This window comes from Kitasatospora sp. NPDC032150 (assembly GCF_055579945.1).
This window is the reverse complement of the sequence record NZ_JBVIMH010000009.1, coordinates 162,609-182,458: the sequence shown is the minus strand read 5'-3', so window position 1 is coordinate 182,458 and position 19,850 is coordinate 162,609. Positions and strand designations below refer to the sequence as shown.

The following is a 19,850-nucleotide window of genomic DNA, read 5'->3' as shown; positions in this document are numbered from 1 at the left end:
CCCGGCGCGGACAGTCCTGGATCTGTTCCTTCAGAGGCTGCGGGCGGTGATGTCGCCGTTGGAGGTGGTGGCGCGGATGTCGAGTTCGGCGGTGCCGTCGTTCTTGAGCGCGTTGCTGATGCGGCCGTGGGCGGTGCCGGCGTCCAGGGCAGCGGAGACGCCGCGGGCGGCGCCGACGGTGATGTTGCCGGACTGGGTGCGGAGTTGGACCGTGCCGCGTACGGCCTCGGTGATCCGGATGTCGCCGTTGGCGGTGCTGATCTCCGCGGGGCCGCCCAGCCGGCCGACCTCGACGTCGCCGTCGACGGCGGTGAGGCGGACGCTCGCGGCCTCGTCGATCTTGATCTGGCGGTACGCGCCTTCGAAGACGACCTCGCCGAGGCGGCCGACGCCGCGCAGCTCGCAGGCGGCGGCCCTGGCCTCGATGCGGGAGCCGACGGGCAGCTGAATGGTGATCTCCACGGATCCGCTACCGAGGAGCACGTTCTTGGGCTCGGGGGTGTGGATCCGCAGGACGCCGTCCGCGTAGGCGACGGTGGTCTGCTCGGCGGTCTGGACGTCGCGGCTCTTGGAGGGGTTGGCGGGCAGGACCTCGACGACGGTGTCGGCGCGGTCGGCGGCGATGAGCTGGATGCGTCCGGCGGGGACGGCCAGGACGGCGGAGATCGGGGCGGGGGTGTCGAACTTCTGCATCGTGCTCTCCTGTGCTCGCTCGTTGTTTCTGACACCGGAAACGCTACGTTGCTTTCCAGTACGAGGCAACACGGTCGTTGCGCAGAATTAGCATTCCTGCAGGTAGAGGCCGGGAAACTGTTGCAACCGTCCCAAAAGTAACGCAACGGCAACCCTTCGGATCATTGCAATGGGTGAGAAGTGAACGCTATGGTGGGGGAATCAGGAACCCCACGAAAGATCACCGAGGAGATCGTGATGCCGGGAGGCAGGCTCACTCAGCAGGAACGCCAGCAGATCGCGCTGGGGCTGGCCGACAGCCTCGCCTACGCGGAGATCGCCCGGCGCCTGGACCGTCCGACCTCGACAATCACGCGTGAGGTGATGCGCAACGGCGGTCCCACCGCCTACCGCCCCGACCTGGCCCACCGCGCCACCGAACGCCGCGCCCGCCGACGCAAGTCCACTTCCTCCCCAGGGCCGGAGTCAGCCCCCCAGCCGCACGGACGCGACGCCGAGGCCGTGGCCGAGTACGAGGAAAGGCTCGCCACCGTCTTCATGGCCTCGGGCCTGCCCAAGATGCCGGCACGAGTGCTGACCTGCCTCTACACCACCGACGCGGGCAGCCTCACCGCCTCCCAACTCGCCCAGCGCCTCCAGGTCAGCCCGGCCTCCATCTCCAAGGCGATCGCCTTCCTCGACAGCATGGACCTCGTCCGCCGCCAACGCGACGAACGCCGCCGCGAGCGCTACACCGTCGACGACGACCTCTGGTACCAGTCGATGCTCCGCAGCGCCCGCTCCAACGACCAGATCGTCGAAACCGCACGGCAGGGCGCCGACATCCTCGGCGCCGGCACCCCGGCCGCCACCCGCCTGGAGAACGCCGCCCGCTTCCTCGACTTCATCTCCGAGAGCATCATCCGCGCCGCCGAACAGGCCCGCGAAATCCTCTACACGAAACCCGGAACGACCTCGGGCGGCCCCGCCGAGCCGAGTTCAGATCACGGATAGACAACCGTCCCGGTCGTCACAGCCACGAGACGTCCAGAGAGTCGATTCGGGGTGTGGGCGCAGTACGGCCCGGCCGCCGCGCTGCGCCGCGCGGCGGAGTTGCCGGAGCCCCCTCCCGGCCAGTGACCGCGGCACGGGTCACACGCCTTGACGGCGCGTCAGCTCGTCTGCGGCTCCGCCCGGCCGAAGTCCTGCCGCCCCACCACCCGCAGCAGTTCGAGCCGCTGCGCCGACTCGCTCCCCGGGCGGGCGGTGTAGATCAGCAGCAGCAGCAGCTGGTCGTGGTCGGCGCCGGCGAGCACCTCGCACTCGACCTCGATCCGCCCGACCACGGGGTGCAGAAACGTCTTCCGGCTGTTCCGGCGGACGGGCGGACGCGGTCCGGATCCTGGTCCGCGACGAGACGAAGGTCTCTCACCTGGCCGGGCTCGGCGTCGAGGTGGTGCAGGGCGACCTGCGCGAACAGGCCGGCCGGGTCAAGGCGTTGCAGGGCGTGGACGCGGTGGTGAACGTGGCCGCCGCACTGCGCGGGGTGCCGGACGAGGAGGCGTACGCGGTCAACCGTGACGCGGCGGTGGAACTCGGCCGCGACGCGGCCGAGGCTGGCGTGCGGCGGTTCGTCCAGACCAGCACCAACCTGGTGTACCGCGGCGGCCTCGGCCGGCCTGCCGTGGAGTCGGACGAGCTGCGCCCGGACGCCTCCTGGGGCGCGTACGCCGCGTCGAAGGCCCAGGCCGAGGAGGAGCTGCGGGAGCTGGAACTGCCCCTGGTGGTGGTGCGGTTGGCCTTCGTGTACGGCGAGGGTGACACGCACCTGGCCCAGTCGCTGCAGTGGGCCGGCCAGTGGGCCTCGCACCAGCGGCTGCCCGTGGTCCACCACGCGGACGCGTCCCAGGCGCTGTGGCGCGCCGTCCGGACGCCGGGCATCGAGGGCCGCGCGTACAACGCGGTCGACGACGCGCCGATCAGCGCGTACGACCTGCACGAACTGCACGGCGTCCGGCAGCCGGAGGGCGCGGCCGCACGCGAGGCCGGGGACCCGTGGGAGGGGCATGCGAGCAACGCCCGGATCCGGGCCGAGCTGGGCTGGCGGCCGCTGTACCCGAGCATCTGGACGGCCCGCGACGCGGGCGCGCTCTGACCGCTGCGCTCCGGCGCACAACGGTTGCTCCGCGCACCGGACTCGGCGGGCACGCGGGCCGGGCGGCGTCCGGGAGCGTTCACTCAGCGCGCGTGGTCCAACTCCCGCTCTGCCCCCGCGTCGTGCTCCGCGTCCGCACGCTCCCGCACGGCGGCGGCCCCGCCCTCGTCGGCCGCGGCATGCCGCTTGCCGCCCAGCCCGGCCCGCCGGCCGCCCTCGGTGCCCGCCAGCACCAGGAGCCCGCCGAGCAGCGCGAGCGGCGTCAGGCGGTCGCCGCCCAGGGTGGTGCCGAAGACGGCGGCCCAGAGCGGCTCGGTGCCCAGCAGCAGGCTCACCCGCGAGGGTGAGGTGGCACGGACCGCCCACATCTGGACGAAGAACGCGAACAGCGTGCAGAGCAGCGACAGGTGCAACAGGTACGTCCACTGCACCGGTCCGAACCCGGCCGCCACCGTGAGCGCGGACGGCCCGGCGAAGGCCGAGGCGATCGCGAACACGAGCCCGGACGCGGCGAGCTGGACCCAGGTGAGGGCCAGCGAATCGGTCCCCGCGATGGCCCTGGTGCGGGACATGGTGAGCACGTGGACGGTCCGCACCACCGCCGCGGCGAGCACCAGCAGGTCGCCCGTGCCCGGCGCCCGGAACCCGCCGCCGGTCAGCAGGGCGACCCCGAGCACCGAGACTCCGGCCGCCCCGAGGAACGACCAGGACGGCGCGGTCCGCCGTGCCGCGCTCTCGGCGAGCGGCGTGAGCACCATGGTGAGGCTGACGATCAGACCGGCGTTGGTCGCCGAGGTGTGCACCGCACCGTAGGTCTCCAGCAGGAAGATCGCGCCGAGGATCGCGCCGAGCGCGGCCCCGCCCAGCCACTCGCGCGCGGTGAGCCCGCGCAGTGCCCGGAACGCGAACAGGCCCAACAGCGGCAGCACCAGCCCGAAGCGCAGTACCAGCACCGGCAGCACGGTCTGCGGCGTCGCCAGCTGTTTGACCACCAGGAAGCTTGATCCCCAGACCACGGCCACCGCGAGCACGGGCAGGTCACGGACGATCGGCGGGACGGAGCGCATGCGGTGTTCCCTCCGGGAGTGGAAGGCCGAGGGTCCGTACGTCGTCGGACGGTTCTGCGGCGGCGGGGTGACATCCTCGCGCGGCGCCGCACGAACGATCAACGGCTTTCCGGATCTTGGAAGCCCCCGGCGCGGACGCCGGGCCACCCGAAGGCCGTTGTCGCGGCCCTCCTGGAGGGGGTCCACCCCCGCGCGCGAGCCGGGTCACCCCTCCTCGGACAGCAGCCCGTTCCGCCGGGCGATCTCCTCGATCTCCGTCGGCGTGCCCGACATGATGACCCGCAGGTGCTCGGTGACCAGCTCGACCGGCCAGTGCCACCAAGCGGCCCGGAGCAGCCGTTCGACGTCCTCGTCGGAGAACCGCCGCTTGATCGGCCGGGCGGGATTGCCGCCCACGACGGTGTACGGTTCGACGTCCGCGGTGACCACCGCGCCCGTCGCGATGATCGCGCCGTCGCCGATCCGCACACCCGGCATCACCGTGGCGCCGTAGCCGAACCAGACGTCGTGCCCGACCACCGTGTCACCCCGGCTCGGCATCCCGGTGACCAGGTCGAGCGTCCGCTCGGTCCAGGTGCCGCCGAACATGGTGAACGGGAAGGTCGAGACCCCCATCGTGGGGTGCTCCGCGCCCGCCATCAGGAAGCGGGTGCCGCTCGCGATCGCGCAGTACCGCCCGATCACCAGCCGCTCGGGCCCGTACGCGTAGAGCACGTTGCGCCGCTCGAACTCGGTCGCGCCGTCCGGGTCGTCGTAGTAGGTGTACTCGCCCACCTCGATCCGCGGATCGGTAACCAGGTTCCGCAGCAGGACGACGCGGCCGTGCCCGGCCAGCGGGTGCAGCACGGTGGGGTCGGGGATCACATCGGGCACAGCGGTACCTCCGGCACTGGGGACAATCTAATGCGACCTGCGTCGCGTTAAGATGGAGCATGCCAGTGCGGGCACCCATCTGGCAACCCTTAACGCGACTGGAGTCGACTTTGCCTACCGCCACCCCCACCCCCCGACCGGGCGGCCGCAGCGCCCGCGTCCTCGCCGACGTCGTCGCCGCCACCCTCGCCGAGGTCTCCGAGAAGCCGTACGACCAGCTCACCGTGGACGCCGTCGCCACCCGCTCGGGCGTCCACAAGGCCACCCTCTACCGCCGCTGGGGCGGTATGGACGGCCTGATCGCCCAGGCCCTCACCACCTCCGCCGAGCAGCCCTGGCCCATCCCCGACACCGGCTCGGTCGACGAGGACGTCCGCCTGCTCGCCCACGAGGTGTACGCCACCTTCACCGACCCCGAACTGCGCACCACCCCGACCGCCCTGATCGCCGCCGCACTGCGCTCGCCCCAGGGCGCCGAGGCGCTGCACGCCTTCTTCGCCGCCCGGCACCGGCAGGCCGCCGAGGTCGCCGCCCGGGGCGTCGAACGCGGCGAACTCCCGTCCGGCACCGACCCGGTGGAGCTGGTCCGGGCCGCGACCGCCCCGCTCTACCACCGCCTCTTCCTCACCGGCGAACCCCTCGACGAACCCGCCGCCACCCGCGCCGCGGCCGCCGCCCTGCTCGCCGCCCGCGCGGGCCTCTTCTCCCCCGAGCCGCAGGACAACTCCCCTTCTCCGCAGCCCCGCTAACACCAAACCGCCCCACGCATAGCAGGTTCACCCCGGGGGCATCAGTGAGTACGCCATGCCAACTGCCGTGGCACACACCCCGGGAGGGAACCCCGCATGAAGCGCAAGCACTGGGCACTGCCACTCGCCGCCGCCGCCCTGCCCCTCGGCCTCGCCACCACCGAAGCCGAGGCGGCGACCCCGGCCCCCACCCCCGCGCCCGCCGCCTGCACCTACACGCCGGCCGTACCGGCCGACAACTTCAAGGGCATACCGGTCTTCGACCCGGTCAAGGCCGCCAAGCCCTACCACGCCACACTGCGGACCAGCCAGGGCGCCATCACCTTCCAGGCCCTGACCGACAAGGCGCCCTGCACCACCTTCTCGTTCCGCTTCCTGGCCGAGCACTCCTACTTCAACCGCACCCACTGCCACCGCCTCACCACCAAGGGGATCTACGTCCTCCAGTGCGGCGACCCCACCGGCACCGGCAGCGGTGGCCCCGGCTACTCCTTCCCCGACGAGAACCTCACCGGCGCCACCTACCCCGCCGGCACCGTGGCCATGGCCAACGCCGGCCCCAACACCAACGGCAGCCAGTTCTTCTTCGTCTGGAAGGACACCAAGCTCTCCCCCGCCTACACCCCCTTCGGCCGCGTCACCGCCGGCCTCGACGTCCTCCAGAAGATCGCCGCCGCCGGCGAGGACGACCAGAACAACCCCGGCGACGGCTACCCCAACCTCCCGGTCAACATCCACCAGGTCCGCATCACCAACCGCTGACGCCCGACTCCCGTACGGCGCGGGCGCGCCGGCGCCGGGGTCTGGCGCCCCGCGCCCGGGGCAGGGCTCCCGGCGCCGAGGCTCGAGCGCCCGGCGCCGGACACCGGCCCAACGTCAGGCGTTGGGCGCGACCTTGGCGAGGCCGTTGATGATGCGGTCCATGGCGTCGCCGCCCTGAGGGTCGGTCAGGTTGGCGAGCATCTTGAGGACGAACTTCATCAGGACGGGGTGGGTCAGACCGCGCTGGGTGGCGAGCTGCATGACCTTCGGGTTGCCGATCAGCTTCACGAAGCCGCGGCCGAGGGTGTAGTAGCCGCCGTAGACGTCCTTGAGGACGCGGGGGTAGGCCTGCAGGGCGCGCTCGCGGCCGGCGGGGGTGACCCGGGCGTGGGCCTGGACGATGACACCGGCGGCGAGCTGGCCGGATTCCATCGCGTAGGCGATTCCCTCGCCGTTGAAGGGATTGACCATGCCGCCGGCGTCGCCGACCAGCAGCAGGCCGCGGGTGTAGTGCGGCTGGCGGTTGAAGGCCATCGGCAGGGCGGCGCCGCGGATCGGGTCGGTCATGTTCTCGGGGGTGTAGCCCCATTCCTCGGGCATGCCGGCGCACCAGGCCTTGAGCACCTCACGCCAGTCCAACTCCCCGAAGGAAGAGGAGGAGTTGAGGATGCCGAGGCCGACGTTGGAGGTGCCGTCACCCATGCCGAAGATCCAGCCGTAGCCGGGCATCAGCTCGCGCCGCCCGCCGCGGGTGTCCCAGAGCTCCAGCCAGGACTCCAGGTAATCGTCCTCGTGGCGCGGGGACTTGAAGTACGTCCGGTAGGCCACGCCCATCGGGCGGTCCTCGCGGCGGTGCAGCCCCATCGCCAGGGACAGCCGGGTGGAGTTGCCGTCGGCGGCGACCACCAGCGGGGCGCGGAAGGTCACCGGGCGCCGCTCCTCGCCCAGCTTGGCGGTGACGCCGACGATCCGACCGGTGCGGTCGTCCAGCACCGGGCCGCTGACGTTGCACCGCTCGTACAGCCGGGCCCCGGCCTTCTGGGCCTGCCGGGCGAGCAGTTCGTCGAAGTCGGCGCGCTTGCGGACCAGGCCGTAGTCGGGGAACGCGGAGAGCTCGGGCCAGTCCAGTTCCAGCCGGACGCCGCCGCCGATGATCCGCAGGCCCCGGTTGTGCAGCCAGCCGTTCGCGGTGGAGACGTCGATGCCCATGTCCACCAACTGCTTGGTGGCGCGCGGGGTCAGACCGTCTCCGCAGACCTTCTCGCGCGGGAACACGGTCTTCTCCAGCAGCAGGACGTCGAGTCCGGCCTGCGCCAGGTAGTACGCGGTGGTCGAACCCGCCGGGCCGGCACCGACCACGATGACGTCGGCGCTGCTCTCGACGGTGTCGGCGCTCAGGTCGGCTGCGGTCTCGGACACGGGGGCACACTCCTGCGGGCAGCGGGTCGGTCTGGGCGGCGAGGGACCGCCCCGTCCCGCGAGGGGGCCGGGGCGGGCTCGGACGAGTCTAACGAGGGCCTGTCAGGGCGGAGATCGGCTGCCCGGTGGGGCTCAGAGGTTGAAACCCCGGTGCAGGGCGACGATCCCGCCGGTGAGGTTGCGCCAGGCGACCTTGGACCAGCCGGCCTGCTGCAGCTTGGTGGCCAGCGCAGGCTGGTCGGGCCAGGCCCGGATCGACTCGGCGAGGTAGACGTACGCGTCCGGGTTGCTGCTGACGGCCGTCGCCACCGGCGGCAGGGCGCGCATCAGGTACTCGGTGTAGACGCTCCGGAAGGGCGTCCAGGTCGGGGTGGAGAACTCGCAGATCACCAGCTTGCCGCCGGGCTTGGTGACCCGGCGCATCTCGCGCAGCGCGGCGTCGGTCTCCTGGACGTTGCGCAGGGCGAAGGAGATGGTGACCGCGTCGAAGACGCCGTCCGCGAACGGCAGCCTGGTGGCGTCCCCGGCGGTCAGGGCCAGCTCGGGGTGGCGGTGCTTGCCCTCGGTGAGCATGCCGACCGAGAAGTCGCACGGCACGACCTTCGCACCGGTCTCCTCGAAGGGCAGCGAGGAGGTGCCGGTACCGGCGCCGAGGTCGAGCACCAGCTCACCGGGCCTGGCGTCCACCGTGTCGGCCACCGCACGCCGCCAGGCACGGGCCTGGCCGAGCGAGAGCACGTCGTTGGTGCGGTCGTACTTGGCCGCGACATCGTCGAACATCGCGGCGACTTCGTGCGGCTGCTTGTCCAGAGAGGCTCGGGTCACGAACCCCATTCTTCACCCTGTCACCCGCCGCCCCGGCAACGGGTGTGCGTACACCTCCCGAGAGCCCCTTCGGCGCGGCTCCCGGCTTCCCCTCGCCGCACCTCGTCGGCCCCTCCGGCGCACCTCCCGGCAGCCTCGCCACACCTTCAGCGCAGCGCGCGCCGCCCGCCCCTGCGCCGCCGCCGGGAGCGCTTGCCGTGGGTGATCGAGGGCATCCCCTCGCCCAGCGCCTCGGTGGCGAAGGCCACCGTGGTGCTGATCCGGGCGCCCCGGCCGCGTACCCGGGTGCGCGGCCGTACGGACTGCTGGACGGATTGGGTGGCCCGCCGGTGCCGCCAGATCCGGACCACGCAGCCGACGCACAGCAGCAGCGCCGTCGGCACGCTGACCCGGGCCAGACCGATCCCGGCCGGCTGCGGGTAGTGCTCGCCGCAGACCCGGACGGCGCTCAGGTCGTCGGCGGCGTGCTCCAGGCAGATCCGGTCGCCGACCTTGGCGTCCGCAGGCAGCCACAGGTCGGCCGCCGTGCGCTGCTGTCCGTCGGCCCGGTAGCTGACCGCGCTGTAGGTGGCGCTGCCGGACGGGAGCTGGGTGACGGTGCCCTCGGTGCGGACGGGGTGGGCGGTGATCCGCTCCGCCTGGTCGGCCTGACGCCAGCCGAGCAGGCACATCCCGACCGCGAGCACGGCGCTGAGCACTGCGGCGAGGTACCAGCCTCGGCCGAGGCGCGCGCTGCGAAAGCGGGGGACGGTCGCGGATCGCATGGTTCCTGTCCTGGCTGCCGGACAAGGCCCCCGGGGGAAGGGGCCGATGGTGAGGTGACCCGCTCAACCGCTGGGGAAGGCGATCTGAGGGGCTGTCCGGGATGGTAGCCGCTGGCAGGCCCTCAGGTCACGACAACGATCAATCAGTTCATCGGACTAACCAGCTTGCACGCTGGTTTCCGGCCTGATTCCGTCTGTGTACCAGCCATCCTTCCGTGGCAACGGGCCCTTCCTCAGCGCCGTCGGTACAGCAGCCTTCCGCCGAGCACCGTGGCCAGACAGCAGCCCGCGCCCGCCGCCTCCAGCTCGGCGACCGAACTCACATCGAAGACCGCGAAGTCGGCCCGCCCGCCGACGGCCAGTGGCCGGTGCACGGCCTGCGCCAGTCCGGTGACGGCCAGCGGGTCCAGACCGCCCTCGGCGCCGTCCCCGGGCAGCGCCACCAGCCCGGACCTGGCCACGGCGGTGCGCACCACCGGCAGCTCGAAGGGCCCCGCGACCGCCGTGGTCCCGTACGCCAGCATCCGCTGCAGACCGCGCCGGGCGCTGCCGCCCCGCCGCTCCTGGTCCAGCTCACCGGGCTCCCCGCCGAACGCCTCGGCGTACGCCGCGCCGGACAGCGGCTCACTGCCCAGCTCCTCCCGGGGGTCCGGGTGGTACGCCCGCTCCAGAAGCCACTGCCCGTACGGATTGCGCAGGCCGGGCACCAACAGCCCGTCCCACGTCCGCTCCCTGGCGCCGGCCACCGGCCGGTACGGACCGATGGCGGCCACCACGCCGCCGTCGACCAGCACCGCCCCGTCGTGGACCGGCGGGGCGGCGGGGTCGGCCACCAGTACGGCGGCGCGGTGCAGCGTCAGCATCAGTTCGCGGAGAGGATCTTCAGCTCGGGGTGCGCGGTGCCGCCCTCGATCGCGGTGGAGGCGATGTGCGAGGCGACCCGGGGATCGACCGGGTCGTTGGCCGGGTCGTCCAGCACCCGCAGGTGCTCGTAGGTGGTGGAGCGCTGCGCGGGGACGCGGTCGGCGGCCCGGATCAGGTGGATCAGCTCGGTCAGGTTGGAGCGGTGCTTGGCACCGGCCATCGAGACCACGTTCTCCTCCAGCATCACCGAGCCGAGGTCGTCGGCCCCGTAGTGCAGCGAGAGCTGGCCCGCCTCCTTGCCGGTGGTCAGCCAGGAGCCCTGGATGTGCGCCACGTTGTCGAGGAAGAGCCGCGCGATGGCGATCATCCGCAGGTACTCGAAGACGGTCGCCTGGGTGGAGCCCTTGAGGTGGTTGTTCTGCGGCTGGTAGGTGTACGGGATGAAGGCGCGGAAGCCGCCCGTACGGTCCTGCACGTCGCGGATCATGCGCAGGTGCTCGATCCGCTCGGCGTTGGTCTCGCCGGTGCCCATCAGCATGGTGGAGGTGGACTCCACGCCCAGGCCGTGCGCGGCCTCCATGATCTCCAGCCAGCGCTCGCCCGACTCCTTCAGCGGGGCGATCGCCTTGCGCGGGCGCTCGGGCAGCAGCTCGGCGCCGGCACCGGCGAAGGAGTCCAGACCCGCCTCGTGGATCCGGGTGATGGCCTCCTCGATGGAGACGCCGGAGATCCGGGACATGTGCTCGACCTCGGAGGCGCCCAGCGAGTGGATCACCAGCTGCGGGAACTCCGCCTTGATCGCGGAGAAGGCGCGCTCGTAGTACTCGACGCCGTAGTCCGGGTGGTGCCCGCCCTGGAACATGATCTGGGTACCGCCCAGCTCGACCGTCTCCGCGCAGCGGCGCAGGATCTCGTCGAGGTCCCGGGACCAGCCCTTGTCACTCTTCGGCGGCACGTAGAAGGCGCAGAACTTGCACGCCGTCACACAGACGTTGGTGTAGTTGATGTTCCGCTCGATGATGTACGTCGCGATGTGCTCGACCCCGGCGTACCGGCGGCGGCGGACGGCGTCGGCGGCGGAGCCCAGCGCGTGCAGCGGTGCCCAGCGGTAGAGGTCCAGCGCCTCCTCGGGGGTGATCCGGCCCCCGGCGGCCGCACGGTCGAGAACGGCCTGCAGGTCAGTGGCGGTGAGGGTCCCCCCGGCCGGAGGCTGGGGGAGGGTCCCCCCGGCCGGAGGCTGGGGGAGGGTCTGCTCGGACACCTGTCGGGCCTTCTTTCTCTCCGGCATCGGGGCGCCTCGGCCAAGCGGGACACAGGGGACGGATCGCTCGGCCGACATGGCCGAACCAGCCTACGCCAGCACCTTTGCGCCCCCTTTTCGCCCCCGCCCCAGCACTGCCCGGCCGGCTCGGGCCGGGGACGCTCGCCCCTACGGCGGGCCGCTCACGCCTCGCGCGCGCCGCCGGGGTGGTGCGCGGAGGTCAGGACGGACGCCTGCCCTCCGCCTCACCCGCCCTCCGCAGCGCCGGCGGCCTCACCCGACCGGTTGGGCCGACTGGAGCAGCCGCACCGTCACATCGGGTGCGAAACCGCTGTCGCGGCCGGTGCGCCGGGCGAACTCGGCGATGCCCGCCAGCTGCCGCTCGCCGAGCGAGAAGTCCAGCGCCTCGCTGAAGTACCGTTCCAGCGCGGCCGCGTCGAACGACTCCCAGCGGGCGGCCTGCTCGGCGACCTTCCCGGCCTCGGCCAGCGAGAGGTCCCGGGACTCCAGGAAGGCCCGGTGCACGGCGTCGACCAGTTCGGGGTAGCGCTCCACGTACGGCCGGCGGGCGGCCCAGACCGCGAAGACGAACGGCAGCCCGGTCCACTCCTTCCACATCTCGCCCAGGTCGTGGACGTCCAGCCCCCGCTCGGGCGCCTGTTCCAGCGTGGCGCGCAGCGCGGGATCGCCGATCAGTACCGCGGCGTCGGCCTCGGCGAGCATCGCGTCCAGGTCGGGCGGGCAGCTGAAGTACTCCGGGCGCACGCCCTCCCGCTCCTCCAGCAGCAGGCGCGCCAGGCGCACGGAGGTGCGGCTGGTGGAGCCGAGCGCGACCCTGCGCCCGTCCAGTTCACCGAGCGGCCGCCTGCTGACGATCACGCAGGACATCACCGGCCCGTCACTGCCGACCGCGATGTCGGGCAGGACCACCAACTCGTCCGCGTGCCGCAGGTACTCGACGCAGGTGATCGGACCGATGTCGAGCGTGCCGTTCACCAGCTGGTCGCTGAGCTTCTCGGGAGTGTCCTTGGTGAGGTCCAGGTTGAGCAGATTGCCCGTCCGGGCCAGCCCCCAGTAGAGGGGCAGACAGTTGAGGAACTGAATATGTCCCACCCGGGGCCTTACCGCCACCGAGCCACTCGCATCCTGTGCGGTCACCACACACTCCTCCGGCTGCTCTGTTCGTACTCTCCCGCAGGGTATGCCTGCCCCCTCACGGCCCCGACACCAGCCTTCCGGCACGCCGACGACCGGCTGTCAATGGCTTCAAACCAGGCTGCCGGCACATGGCTGAATCACTGCGACACACCTGACGATGTGCCTTCGGTCACCCCTGGTCGGGGCCGCCCTCGCGTGCTACCGTTCCACTCAGTTGCAGTTTGATTCCCCTTGCAGTACTTGAAGCCTGCGGAGCATGTAACCGCGGGCTTTTTGTAGTTTTTCAGCATTATCGAAAAACTCCGGAACATTCCGGAGGCAGGGCGATCAGCGCAGCGGACCGGATGCCACACGGTGTGGCCTCCAACACGTCCCTCGCAAGGAGAACGGCATGGCTCAGGGAACCGTCAAGTGGTTCAACGCTGAGAAGGGCTTCGGCTTCATCGCCCAGGAGGGCGGCGGCCCCGACGTCTTCGTCCACTACTCCGCCATCAACGCGAGCGGCTTCCGCTCGCTGGAGGAGAACCAGAACGTCTCGTTCGACGTCACCCAGGGCCCGAAGGGCCCGCAGGCGGAGAACGTCACCGTCATCTGACATCTTCTCTGATGATCTGATCGCTCTGGGCCTTCACCGGCCCGAAAGGCGGCTGTCAGGGCCGCCCCCAAGAGCATGACAAGCAGTACCAAGGGGGCCCGCCACGTCCCGTACGCGGCGGGCCCCCTGCCTGTGTCCACGCCCGGTGCAGGCACGATCGAAACCATGCGCCGCCCGCGGACCGCGCTCACCGCGGCGAACCGCGCCCTGCGGCGGATCGGCGTCGACGCCTTCATCCCGCTGCTGCTCGGCATGTCGCCCTGGCCACCCGGCTCCCCTCCTGTACAGCGCGGCTGTCCCCCGCCAGGCGCTGGCCGGCGCCCGGAACCTGCACCTGCACCTGCACCTGCACCTGCTGACCATCGGCTCCGCCTACCCGCTGTTCCCGCTGCTCGGCGAGGCCGCCCGGCTGCTGCCGGACAGCGTGCTGCCACCCCCGCCGGCCACCGGCGTGCTGCACCTCACCCTGCTGTCCTCGACCGTCCAGTCGTCCATCTCCCCACCTCGACGGCGCACGGCAACGTCGCGGCGGCGATCTGCGCCGCCACCTCCTCCAGCCTGCTGGGCATCGCGCTCACCCCGCTGCCGCCGGCCTGGCTGCCGGCCGGCGGAGCGGGAGTCCGGGTGAGCGAGGGACAGATTCCGGACATTGTGCTGCCACTGGCCGCAATCCTGTTCCCGGCGGCCCCGGTCGGCCTGACGGTCCTTCCACTGATGTTCTTCCACCGGATCCAGCTGATGGTCTGCCCCGTCCGCGCCCAGCGTGGGGCCGCACCGGGGACCGGGACTGAGGGCCCGCCGGGACGGCAAGGAGCCCGTACCCGGGAACCGGGTACGGGCTCCTTGTGGCCACTGGCGCGTCAGGCCGCGACGACAGCCGCCTCGGCGGCGGGGGCGTCGTCGATCAGATCGCCCGTGGGGTTGTCGTAGGCGGCGAGGTCGAGGGTCTTCTCCCGGGCCGCGACCAGGATCGGGATCACGGACTGGCCCGCCACGTTGGTGGCGGTGCGGACCATGTCCAGGATCGGATCGATGGCCAGCAGCAGGCCCACGCCCTCCAGCGGGAGGCCCAGGGTGGAGAGGGTCAGCGTCAGCATCACGATCGCACCGGTCAGACCGGCGGTGGCGGCGGAGCCGATCACCGAGACGAACCCGATCAGCAGGTAGTCGCCGATGCCGAGGTGGATGCCGTAGACCTGGGCGACGAAGATCGAGGCCAGCGAGGGGTAGATCGCGGCGCAGCCGTCCATCTTGGTGGTCGCACCGAACGGCACCGCGAAGGAGGCGTACTCGCTCGGGACGCCCAGGCGCTCGGTGACCCGGCGGGTGACCGGGAGGGTGCCGACCGAGGAGCGGGAGACGAAGCCCAGCTGGATGGCCGGCCAGGCGCCCCGGTAGAAGTTCAGCGGGTTGAGGCCGCCCGCGAAGCGGAGCAGCAGCGAATAGACCACGAACAGCACCAGCGCGCAGCCCACGTAGACGTCGGCGGTCAGCGTGGCGAAGGGCTTGAGCAGGTCCCAGCCGTACTTGGCGACGGACTTGCCGATCAGGCCGAGGGTGCCGATCGGGGCGAGCCGGATGACCCACCAGAGCGCGGTCTGAGTGAGGTCGAGCACGGACTCGCTGAGCTTGCGGACCGGTTCGGCCTTCTCGCCGATCTTGAGGATCGCGGCGCCGGTGACGACTCCCAGGAAGACGATCTGGAGGACGTTCACCTCGACGAAGCTGGTCGCGATGTTGGTCGGGATGATCCCGGTGAGGAAGTCGACCCAGGAACCCGCGTGGTCGGGCGCCTTGAGCCCGGCGGTGGAGAGGTTCGCGCCCTGGCCGGGGTCGGTGAGCAGGCCGAGGCCGAGGCCGATGCTCACCGCGATCAGCGAGGTGATCAGGAACCAGAGCAGGGTACGGACCGCCAGCCGGGCGGCGTTGGTGACGTTCCGCAGGTTGGCGACGCTCACCACGATCGCGGTGAAGACCAGCGGCGGGACGGCCAGCTTGAGCAGCTGGACGAAGGTCTTGCCGATGGTGTCGAGGGTGCTGGTCAGCCAGGAGACGTCCCAAGCCCGGGCGAGGTAGCCCAGGATCAGGCCGAGGACGAGACCGGCGACGATCTGGACCCAGAAGGGAGTCTTGCGGACCTTCCCGAGCGGGGAGGGCGCTGGTGCGGCAGGCGCTGCGGACATGGTGGTGCGGCTCCGGAGGACGGGGCGGAAGAGGGCGGGCGGGACACGGCGGCACGACGACGAGCAGCAGGCGGGAAGGGCCCGGACGTCAGGAAAGGCGTGCCGCCGGCATACAGCTGGGCGCGCGGCGGGGGCGCGGACTGTCCACAGCACCGGACAGGCACGAGCACGGCATGAGCGGAGTGCTCATCCCGTGCCGGTGAGGCGCGCCTGTGGTGGTCATGGCCCACACAGTAGCAATAAACCTTTGAGATGTTCAAAGTACTTGTTTGAGGTGCGGCTGCGAACCATCGCCGGCGCACCCCGGTGGCGCTCCGGACTACTTCCCGAAGGCGGCCTTGATCACGGCCTTGGCGACCGGCGCGGCCAGCCCGCCGCCGGTGACGTCCGCCCGGTCGGCGGAGCCGTCCACGACCACCGCCGCGACGGCGATCCGGTGCCCGTTGCCGTCGTCCGCGTACGAGGTGAACCAGGCGTACGGGGTGCCGCTGTTGCCCACACCGTTCTGCGCGGTGCCGGTCTTGCCGCCGACCGTCACCCCGTCCACCGCCGCCGACGCCCCGGTGCCGCCGGTCACCACCGTGACCATGGCGGACCGGAGTTGATCGGCCGTCCGCTCGCCCATCACCCGGGACAGCCGCTGCGGCTTGAAGTCCTCGACGGTCCGCCCCTGGTGGTCGGTGAGCCGGTCCACCATGGACGGCCGCATCAGCACACCGCCGTCGGCGATCGCGGACGAGACCATGGCCATCTGCAGCGGCGTCGCGGTGACCGAGAACTGGCCGATGCCGGTCATCGCCAGCTGCGAGGGATCCAGCTTGTCCGGGTAGACGCTGGTGGCGGCCCGCACCGGGGTGTCCAGCTTGCTCAGGTTGAATCCGAATTTGGCTGCCTGCGCGGCGAGTTCGGCCTCGCCCAGGTCGACAGCCAGCTTGCCGAAGACGTTGTTGCAGGAGTACTCCAGCGCCACCCGCAGGCTGGCGTTGGTACACGGCGCGGCGGGGTTCTCGTTGGTGAGCTGCCGCTTGGTGCCCGGCAGGGTGTACGGATCGGGGCTGACCGTGCGTGTGTCCACATCCGGGTAGAGCCCGTTCTCCAGCGCGGCGGCGGCCGTCACCAGCTTGAACGTCGAGCCCGGCGCATAAGTCGAGCGCAGCGCGTGGTTGAGCATCGTCGAACCGCTGTCGGCGCTGAGCAGCTTCCACGCCTCGGCATCGGCGTTCGAACGCCCGGCGATCGTCGAGGGGTCGTACGACGGGGTGCTGACCATTCCCAGGATCGCGCCGGTCGCGGGGTCGATGGCCACCGCCGCGCCCTGCTTGTCACCGAGCGCGTCCCAGGCGGCCTGCTGCACCTTCGGGTCGATGGTGGTGACCACGTCACCACCGGGCGGGGTGGTCCGGGTGATGGCGTCGGCGGGCCCGGCCAGCCGGGGGTCGGTGCCGCTGAGCAGCCCCGAGTACAGGCCCTCCAACTGCGTCGAGCCGTACGCCTGCGAGCTGTAGCCGGTCACCGGCGCGTACAGCGGGCCGTTGGTGTAGCTGCGCTTGTAGGCGAGTTCACCGCCGGTCGGGACGGAGCCGGTCACCGGCTTCCCGCCGACCAGGATGTTCCCCAGCGGCTTGGCGTAACGCTGGATCGCGGTCCGGGCGTTGTTGGGGTTGTTGTCGTACGAGTCGGCCTCGGCCACCGTCAGCCAGGTGGCGCGCACCATCAGGGCCAGCACCAGCAGCAGGCAGAACACGGCGGCGCGGCGCATCGGCCGGGTCATGGAGTCACGACGGGTCGGGGTCTTCATCCGGATCCTGTACGGCCGCCGAGCCGGGCTTCCCGTCCGCGCCCGCGGCCTGGTCGCGGCCGTCGGTCCCAGGCGGCCTGGCGTAACTGCTGTCCTCTCGGGGGTTTGGACGCGCCGCGCCCGCCGCCCAGTTCCGGGTGCGACCAGCGCCACACCCCCGGGGCCGGGGGCGCGGGCGCCAGGCGCGACCCTCCCCGGCAGCCGCGCGCCTCGGTCGGCTCCCCGCGAAGCCGCGCGCCCGGCGCCCGTCCGCCGATTGACCCTGATTAGTTATACGTATAACTTGCTTACGATCCCACGTCCCCTGTGCTCGAACGGGAGAACCGACCGCCATGGGCTACCTCGCCCTGCTCCGCGCCCCCCACGTCACCCGCCTCCTGTTCGGCACCCTGCTCGGCCGCCTGCCCGCAGGCATGACCGGCCTGGTCATCGCGCTCGCCCTGCGCGAGGCCCACACCTCGTACGCCCGGATCGGCCTGGCCACCTCCGCCTACGCGCTCTCCGCCGCGATCGGCGGCCCCGTCCTCGGCCGGATCGTCGACCGCACCGGCCAGCCCCGGGTGCTGCTCGGCTCCGCCCTGGTCGCCGGCCTCGGTTACGCCATGCTCGCCCTCGCCCCCGGCTCGGCCATCGCCGCACCCCTCGGCGCCGCGATAGCCGGACTCGCCATGCCGCCGCTCGAACCCTGCCTGCGCGCGCTGTGGCCCGCCGTGGTCGAGGAGGAGCAGCTCGACACCGCGTACGCCTTCGACTCCGCCTCCCAGCAGATCCTCTACGTCGCGGGACCGCTCGCGGTGGCCGGCATCTCCGGCCTGTTCAGTCCGTCCACAGCCCTGTGGACAGCCGCCGCGCTCGGCCTGCTCGGCGTCCTGGTGGTCGCCACCGCCGCACCCGCCCGCGCCTGGCGGGCCCCCGCCCGCGAGGCCTCCGCCGGACTGCTCGGGCCGCTGCGCTCGCCGGGTCTCGTCGTCCTGCTGATCGGGCTGGCCGGGGCCGGCTGGGCGGTCGGCGCGCAGAACGTCCTGTTCATCGCCTACGCCGAGGAGCACCCGCACGGCCTGCCCGGCGGCGCCGGCACCCTGCTCGCCCTGGCCGCCCTCGGCGGACTGCTCGGTGCGCTGGCCTACGGTGCGGTCCGGTGGCGCAGCAGCACCGCCACCCGCACCTGGGTGATCGCGCTCGCCATGGGCGTCTCCTACCTGCCGCTGCTCCCGCTCCCGGCCCCCGTCCCGATGGCCGCCCTCGCCTTCGTCTCCGGCGTCGGGCTGGCCCCGCTGCTCGCCGCCGCCTTCGTCCTGGTCGCCGAGCTCGCCCCCACCGGCACCGTCACCGAGGCCTTCGCCTGGCTGGTCACCCTGTTCGCCACCGGCAACGCGGCCGGTTACGCCGTCTCCGGCGCCCTGGTCGCCGACTCGCTGCGCGCGGTCGCCCTCTGCGCCACCGCGGGCATCTGCCTCGGCGGCCTGCTGCTGTTCGCCACCCGACGGCTGTTCCGCCCGGTCGCCTCGGCATCTCCCGATCCGGTCACGGAGCAGGTGCTGACCGTCTGAAACCGGATCGGCCCTGGCGCGGAGCCACCCGAATCCGGCCCGACCGAACACCGGCTGACGGCCCCTCAGCCACCGTCCGCAGGCACGGCGCAGGTGGAGTTGCGGACCACAAGGCCGGTCTCCAGCGGGGCGACCGAGACCACCGGCTCACCGCGCAGCAGGGCAGCGAGGGCGGCGACACCGACCCGGCCGAGGGCTTCGCCGGGGAGGTCGACGGTGGTCAGGGGCGGTGCGAGGAGGTCGGCCACCGGGAGGTTGTCCATCCCGACCACCGAGACGTCGGCCGGGATGCGCAGGCCGAGGTCCGCGGCGGCCTGGTAGAGACCGGAGGCCACCACGTCGTCGTCGCAGACCACCGCGTGCGGCCGGTCCGGCGCGCTGAGCAGCTGGTGGGCGGCCGAACGGGCGGCCCGCTGCCCCTCGTTGAGGGTGACGCCGAGCTCGACCACCTCAAGCCCCTTGGCGGCGGCCTCGAACGCGGCCTGCCGGACCCGGAAGGTGTACGCGGAGTGGGTCGAGCGCAGGTGGCCGATCCGCCGGTGGCCGAGGCCTACGAGGTGTTCGACGGCGGCCCGCATGCCGCCCGCGACGTCGAGTTCGACGGTGGGCCTGGCCCGGCCGCCGGACGGGACCGAGGGATCGGCGTCGAGGAACACGGCGGGGACGTCGGACGGCAGTTCGCCCAGCTGGCTGTCGTCCGGCGAGCAGATCAGCAGGCCGTCGAAGCGGCTCGTGGTGGCCGCCTCGGCGAGCGTCGCGCTGCCCCAGCCGGAGCTGACCACCACGGCCAGGCCGTGCTTCCCGGCCTCCTCGTGGACGCCGACCAGGACCCGGCCGAAGAACGGCCCGAGGATGTTCGGCACGGCGAGCAGGATCATCCCGCTACGGCCGAGCCGCAGTTGGCGCCCGGCCGCCTGCGGCCGGTACCCGAGGGCGCGGGCGGCCTCGCGGACCCGGTGCCGGGTGGCCTCGGAGACCCGGTGCCCGGACTCGGTGCCGGAGAAGACCAGCGAGACGGTCGCCTGCGAGACCCCGGCCAGCCGCGCCACGTCCCTCCCGGTGGGCCTGCGCCCGGACACGGGGAGCTCGGAACCGGGCTCGGTGGGTTCCTGGGTCGGGTCGGCGGTGGTCATGGCACGGATGCGGCTCGGCGCT

The 19,850-nt window shown here is 72.1% G+C and carries 20 protein-coding genes; 6 read left to right on the top strand and 14 right to left on the bottom strand.

The features are described from left to right. Nucleotides 1-30 precede the first annotated feature (30 nt). Entirely contained in the window at nucleotides 31-693 is a 663-nt protein-coding gene (locus tag ACZ5ON_RS13845) for a DUF4097 family beta strand repeat-containing protein (protein ID WP_465590550.1), read from the bottom strand. 237 nt (nucleotides 694-930) lie between these two features. Between ACZ5ON_RS13845 and ACZ5ON_RS13840 the strand changes: the two genes are divergently transcribed. Next, the gene (locus ACZ5ON_RS13840) at nucleotides 931-1,686 is read left to right on the top strand and encodes a GbsR/MarR family transcriptional regulator (RefSeq protein ID WP_465590547.1); all 756 of its coding nucleotides are present in this window, start codon (nucleotides 931-933) and stop codon (nucleotides 1,684-1,686) included. 158 nt (nucleotides 1,687-1,844) lie between these two features. Here the strand turns inward: ACZ5ON_RS13840 and ACZ5ON_RS13835 are convergent, their stop codons facing one another. Then, complete coding sequence (locus tag ACZ5ON_RS13835; protein ID WP_465590544.1) at nucleotides 1,845-2,018, bottom strand: MmyB family transcriptional regulator; 174 nt, start codon at nucleotides 2,016-2,018, stop codon at nucleotides 1,845-1,847. Between the two features lie 53 nt (nucleotides 2,019-2,071). Here ACZ5ON_RS13835 and ACZ5ON_RS13830 point away from each other — a divergent pair, with 53 nt between their 5' ends. Next, nucleotides 2,072-2,827 carry an NAD-dependent epimerase/dehydratase family protein gene (locus ACZ5ON_RS13830; protein WP_465590697.1) on the top strand — a complete coding sequence of 252 codons (756 nt, stop codon included), beginning with the start codon at nucleotides 2,072-2,074 and terminating at the stop codon, nucleotides 2,825-2,827. 83 nt (nucleotides 2,828-2,910) lie between these two features. On the opposite strand, the gene ACZ5ON_RS13825 is transcribed toward ACZ5ON_RS13830, so the two are convergent. Continuing rightward, nucleotides 2,911-3,894 carry a DMT family transporter gene (locus ACZ5ON_RS13825; protein ID WP_465590541.1) on the bottom strand — a complete coding sequence of 328 codons (984 nt, stop codon included), beginning with the start codon at nucleotides 3,892-3,894 and terminating at the stop codon, nucleotides 2,911-2,913. Between the two features lie 204 nt (nucleotides 3,895-4,098). Beyond that, complete coding sequence (locus ACZ5ON_RS13820) at nucleotides 4,099-4,767, bottom strand: CatB-related O-acetyltransferase (protein WP_465590538.1); 669 nt, start codon at nucleotides 4,765-4,767, stop codon at nucleotides 4,099-4,101. Nucleotides 4,768-4,877: 110 nt separating this feature from the next. Here ACZ5ON_RS13820 and ACZ5ON_RS13815 point away from each other — a divergent pair, with 110 nt between their 5' ends. Beyond that, nucleotides 4,878-5,516 (top strand): TetR-like C-terminal domain-containing protein, encoded by a 639-nt coding sequence (locus ACZ5ON_RS13815; RefSeq protein ID WP_465590535.1) that lies wholly within the window; start codon nucleotides 4,878-4,880, stop codon nucleotides 5,514-5,516. Between the two features lie 96 nt (nucleotides 5,517-5,612). After that, nucleotides 5,613-6,278, top strand: a complete 666-nt coding sequence (locus ACZ5ON_RS13810; protein ID WP_465590532.1) for a peptidylprolyl isomerase — start codon at nucleotides 5,613-5,615, stop codon at nucleotides 6,276-6,278. Nucleotides 6,279-6,392: 114 nt separating this feature from the next. On the opposite strand, the gene ACZ5ON_RS13805 is transcribed toward ACZ5ON_RS13810, so the two are convergent. From ACZ5ON_RS13805 to ACZ5ON_RS13780, 6 genes are all read right to left on the bottom strand, one after another. After that, nucleotides 6,393-7,676, bottom strand: coding sequence for a geranylgeranyl reductase family protein (locus ACZ5ON_RS13805; protein WP_465590694.1), 1,284 nt, complete (start codon nucleotides 7,674-7,676; stop codon nucleotides 6,393-6,395). Nucleotides 7,677-7,829: 153 nt separating this feature from the next. After that, the gene (locus tag ACZ5ON_RS13800; protein WP_465590529.1) at nucleotides 7,830-8,522 is read right to left on the bottom strand and encodes a demethylmenaquinone methyltransferase; all 693 of its coding nucleotides are present in this window, start codon (nucleotides 8,520-8,522) and stop codon (nucleotides 7,830-7,832) included. A 146-nt stretch (nucleotides 8,523-8,668) separates the two neighbouring features. After that, entirely contained in the window at nucleotides 8,669-9,286 is a 618-nt protein-coding gene (locus tag ACZ5ON_RS13795; RefSeq protein WP_465590525.1) for a hypothetical protein, read from the bottom strand. Nucleotides 9,287-9,519: 233 nt separating this feature from the next. Continuing rightward, nucleotides 9,520-10,149 carry a hypothetical protein gene (locus ACZ5ON_RS13790; RefSeq protein WP_465590522.1) on the bottom strand — a complete coding sequence of 210 codons (630 nt, stop codon included), beginning with the start codon at nucleotides 10,147-10,149 and terminating at the stop codon, nucleotides 9,520-9,522. Continuing rightward, complete coding sequence (mqnC, locus tag ACZ5ON_RS13785; RefSeq protein WP_465590691.1) at nucleotides 10,149-11,327, bottom strand: cyclic dehypoxanthinyl futalosine synthase; 1,179 nt, start codon at nucleotides 11,325-11,327, stop codon at nucleotides 10,149-10,151. The genes ACZ5ON_RS13790 and mqnC overlap by 1 nt, the downstream gene beginning before the upstream one ends. 357 nt (nucleotides 11,328-11,684) lie before the next feature. After that, nucleotides 11,685-12,569 (bottom strand): menaquinone biosynthetic enzyme MqnA/MqnD family protein, encoded by an 885-nt coding sequence (locus tag ACZ5ON_RS13780; protein WP_465590519.1) that lies wholly within the window; start codon nucleotides 12,567-12,569, stop codon nucleotides 11,685-11,687. 391 nt (nucleotides 12,570-12,960) lie between these two features. Here ACZ5ON_RS13780 and ACZ5ON_RS13775 point away from each other — a divergent pair, with 391 nt between their 5' ends. Further along, nucleotides 12,961-13,164 carry a cold-shock protein gene (locus ACZ5ON_RS13775; protein WP_344637859.1) on the top strand — a complete coding sequence of 68 codons (204 nt, stop codon included), beginning with the start codon at nucleotides 12,961-12,963 and terminating at the stop codon, nucleotides 13,162-13,164. A 372-nt stretch (nucleotides 13,165-13,536) separates the two neighbouring features. Here the strand turns inward: ACZ5ON_RS13775 and ACZ5ON_RS13770 are convergent, their stop codons facing one another. From ACZ5ON_RS13770 to ACZ5ON_RS13760, 3 genes are all read right to left on the bottom strand, one after another. After that, entirely contained in the window at nucleotides 13,537-13,659 is a 123-nt protein-coding gene (locus ACZ5ON_RS13770; RefSeq protein WP_465590516.1) for a hypothetical protein, read from the bottom strand. A gap of 365 nt (nucleotides 13,660-14,024) precedes the next feature. Then, nucleotides 14,025-15,347, bottom strand: a complete 1,323-nt coding sequence (locus tag ACZ5ON_RS13765) for a dicarboxylate/amino acid:cation symporter (protein WP_465590513.1) — start codon at nucleotides 15,345-15,347, stop codon at nucleotides 14,025-14,027. 319 nt (nucleotides 15,348-15,666) lie between these two features. Next, nucleotides 15,667-17,118 (bottom strand): peptidoglycan D,D-transpeptidase FtsI family protein, encoded by a 1,452-nt coding sequence (locus ACZ5ON_RS13760; RefSeq protein WP_465590688.1) that lies wholly within the window; start codon nucleotides 17,116-17,118, stop codon nucleotides 15,667-15,669. A gap of 359 nt (nucleotides 17,119-17,477) precedes the next feature. Here ACZ5ON_RS13760 and ACZ5ON_RS13755 point away from each other — a divergent pair, with 359 nt between their 5' ends. Further along, nucleotides 17,478-18,695 carry an MFS transporter gene (locus tag ACZ5ON_RS13755; protein ID WP_465590510.1) on the top strand — a complete coding sequence of 406 codons (1,218 nt, stop codon included), beginning with the start codon at nucleotides 17,478-17,480 and terminating at the stop codon, nucleotides 18,693-18,695. Nucleotides 18,696-18,760: 65 nt separating this feature from the next. Here ACZ5ON_RS13755 and ACZ5ON_RS13750 read toward each other — a convergent pair whose 3' ends face one another. Continuing rightward, a complete protein-coding gene (locus ACZ5ON_RS13750) occupies nucleotides 18,761-19,828 on the bottom strand; it encodes a LacI family DNA-binding transcriptional regulator (RefSeq protein ID WP_465590507.1) in 1,068 nt (355 codons plus the stop codon). Nucleotides 19,829-19,850: the final 22 nt, after the last annotated feature.

Excerpts from the sequence above, each read along its gene's own strand:
- ACZ5ON_RS13770 (WP_465590516.1), bottom strand. The coding sequence starts at position 13,659 with ATGGACGACTGGACGGTCGAGGACAGCAGGGTGAGGTGCAGCACGCCG.
- ACZ5ON_RS13845 (WP_465590550.1), bottom strand. The coding sequence starts at position 693 with ATGCAGAAGTTCGACACCCCCGCCCCGATCTCCGCCGTCCTGGCCGTC.
- ACZ5ON_RS13750 (WP_465590507.1), bottom strand. The coding sequence starts at position 19,828 with ATGACCACCGCCGACCCGACCCAGGAACCCACCGAGCCCGGTTCCGAG.
- ACZ5ON_RS13775 (WP_344637859.1), top strand. The coding sequence starts at position 12,961 with ATGGCTCAGGGAACCGTCAAGTGGTTCAACGCTGAGAAGGGCTTCGGC.
- ACZ5ON_RS13760 (WP_465590688.1), bottom strand. The coding sequence starts at position 17,118 with ATGACCCGGCCGATGCGCCGCGCCGCCGTGTTCTGCCTGCTGCTGGTG.
- ACZ5ON_RS13790 (WP_465590522.1), bottom strand. The coding sequence starts at position 10,149 with ATGCTGACGCTGCACCGCGCCGCCGTACTGGTGGCCGACCCCGCCGCC.
- ACZ5ON_RS13825 (WP_465590541.1), bottom strand. The coding sequence starts at position 3,894 with ATGCGCTCCGTCCCGCCGATCGTCCGTGACCTGCCCGTGCTCGCGGTG.
- ACZ5ON_RS13840 (WP_465590547.1), top strand. The coding sequence starts at position 931 with ATGCCGGGAGGCAGGCTCACTCAGCAGGAACGCCAGCAGATCGCGCTG.
- ACZ5ON_RS13795 (WP_465590525.1), bottom strand. The coding sequence starts at position 9,286 with ATGCGATCCGCGACCGTCCCCCGCTTTCGCAGCGCGCGCCTCGGCCGA.
- ACZ5ON_RS13765 (WP_465590513.1), bottom strand. The coding sequence starts at position 15,347 with ATGTCCGCAGCGCCTGCCGCACCAGCGCCCTCCCCGCTCGGGAAGGTC.
- ACZ5ON_RS13755 (WP_465590510.1), top strand. The coding sequence starts at position 17,478 with ATGGGCTACCTCGCCCTGCTCCGCGCCCCCCACGTCACCCGCCTCCTG.
- ACZ5ON_RS13810 (WP_465590532.1), top strand. The coding sequence starts at position 5,613 with ATGAAGCGCAAGCACTGGGCACTGCCACTCGCCGCCGCCGCCCTGCCC.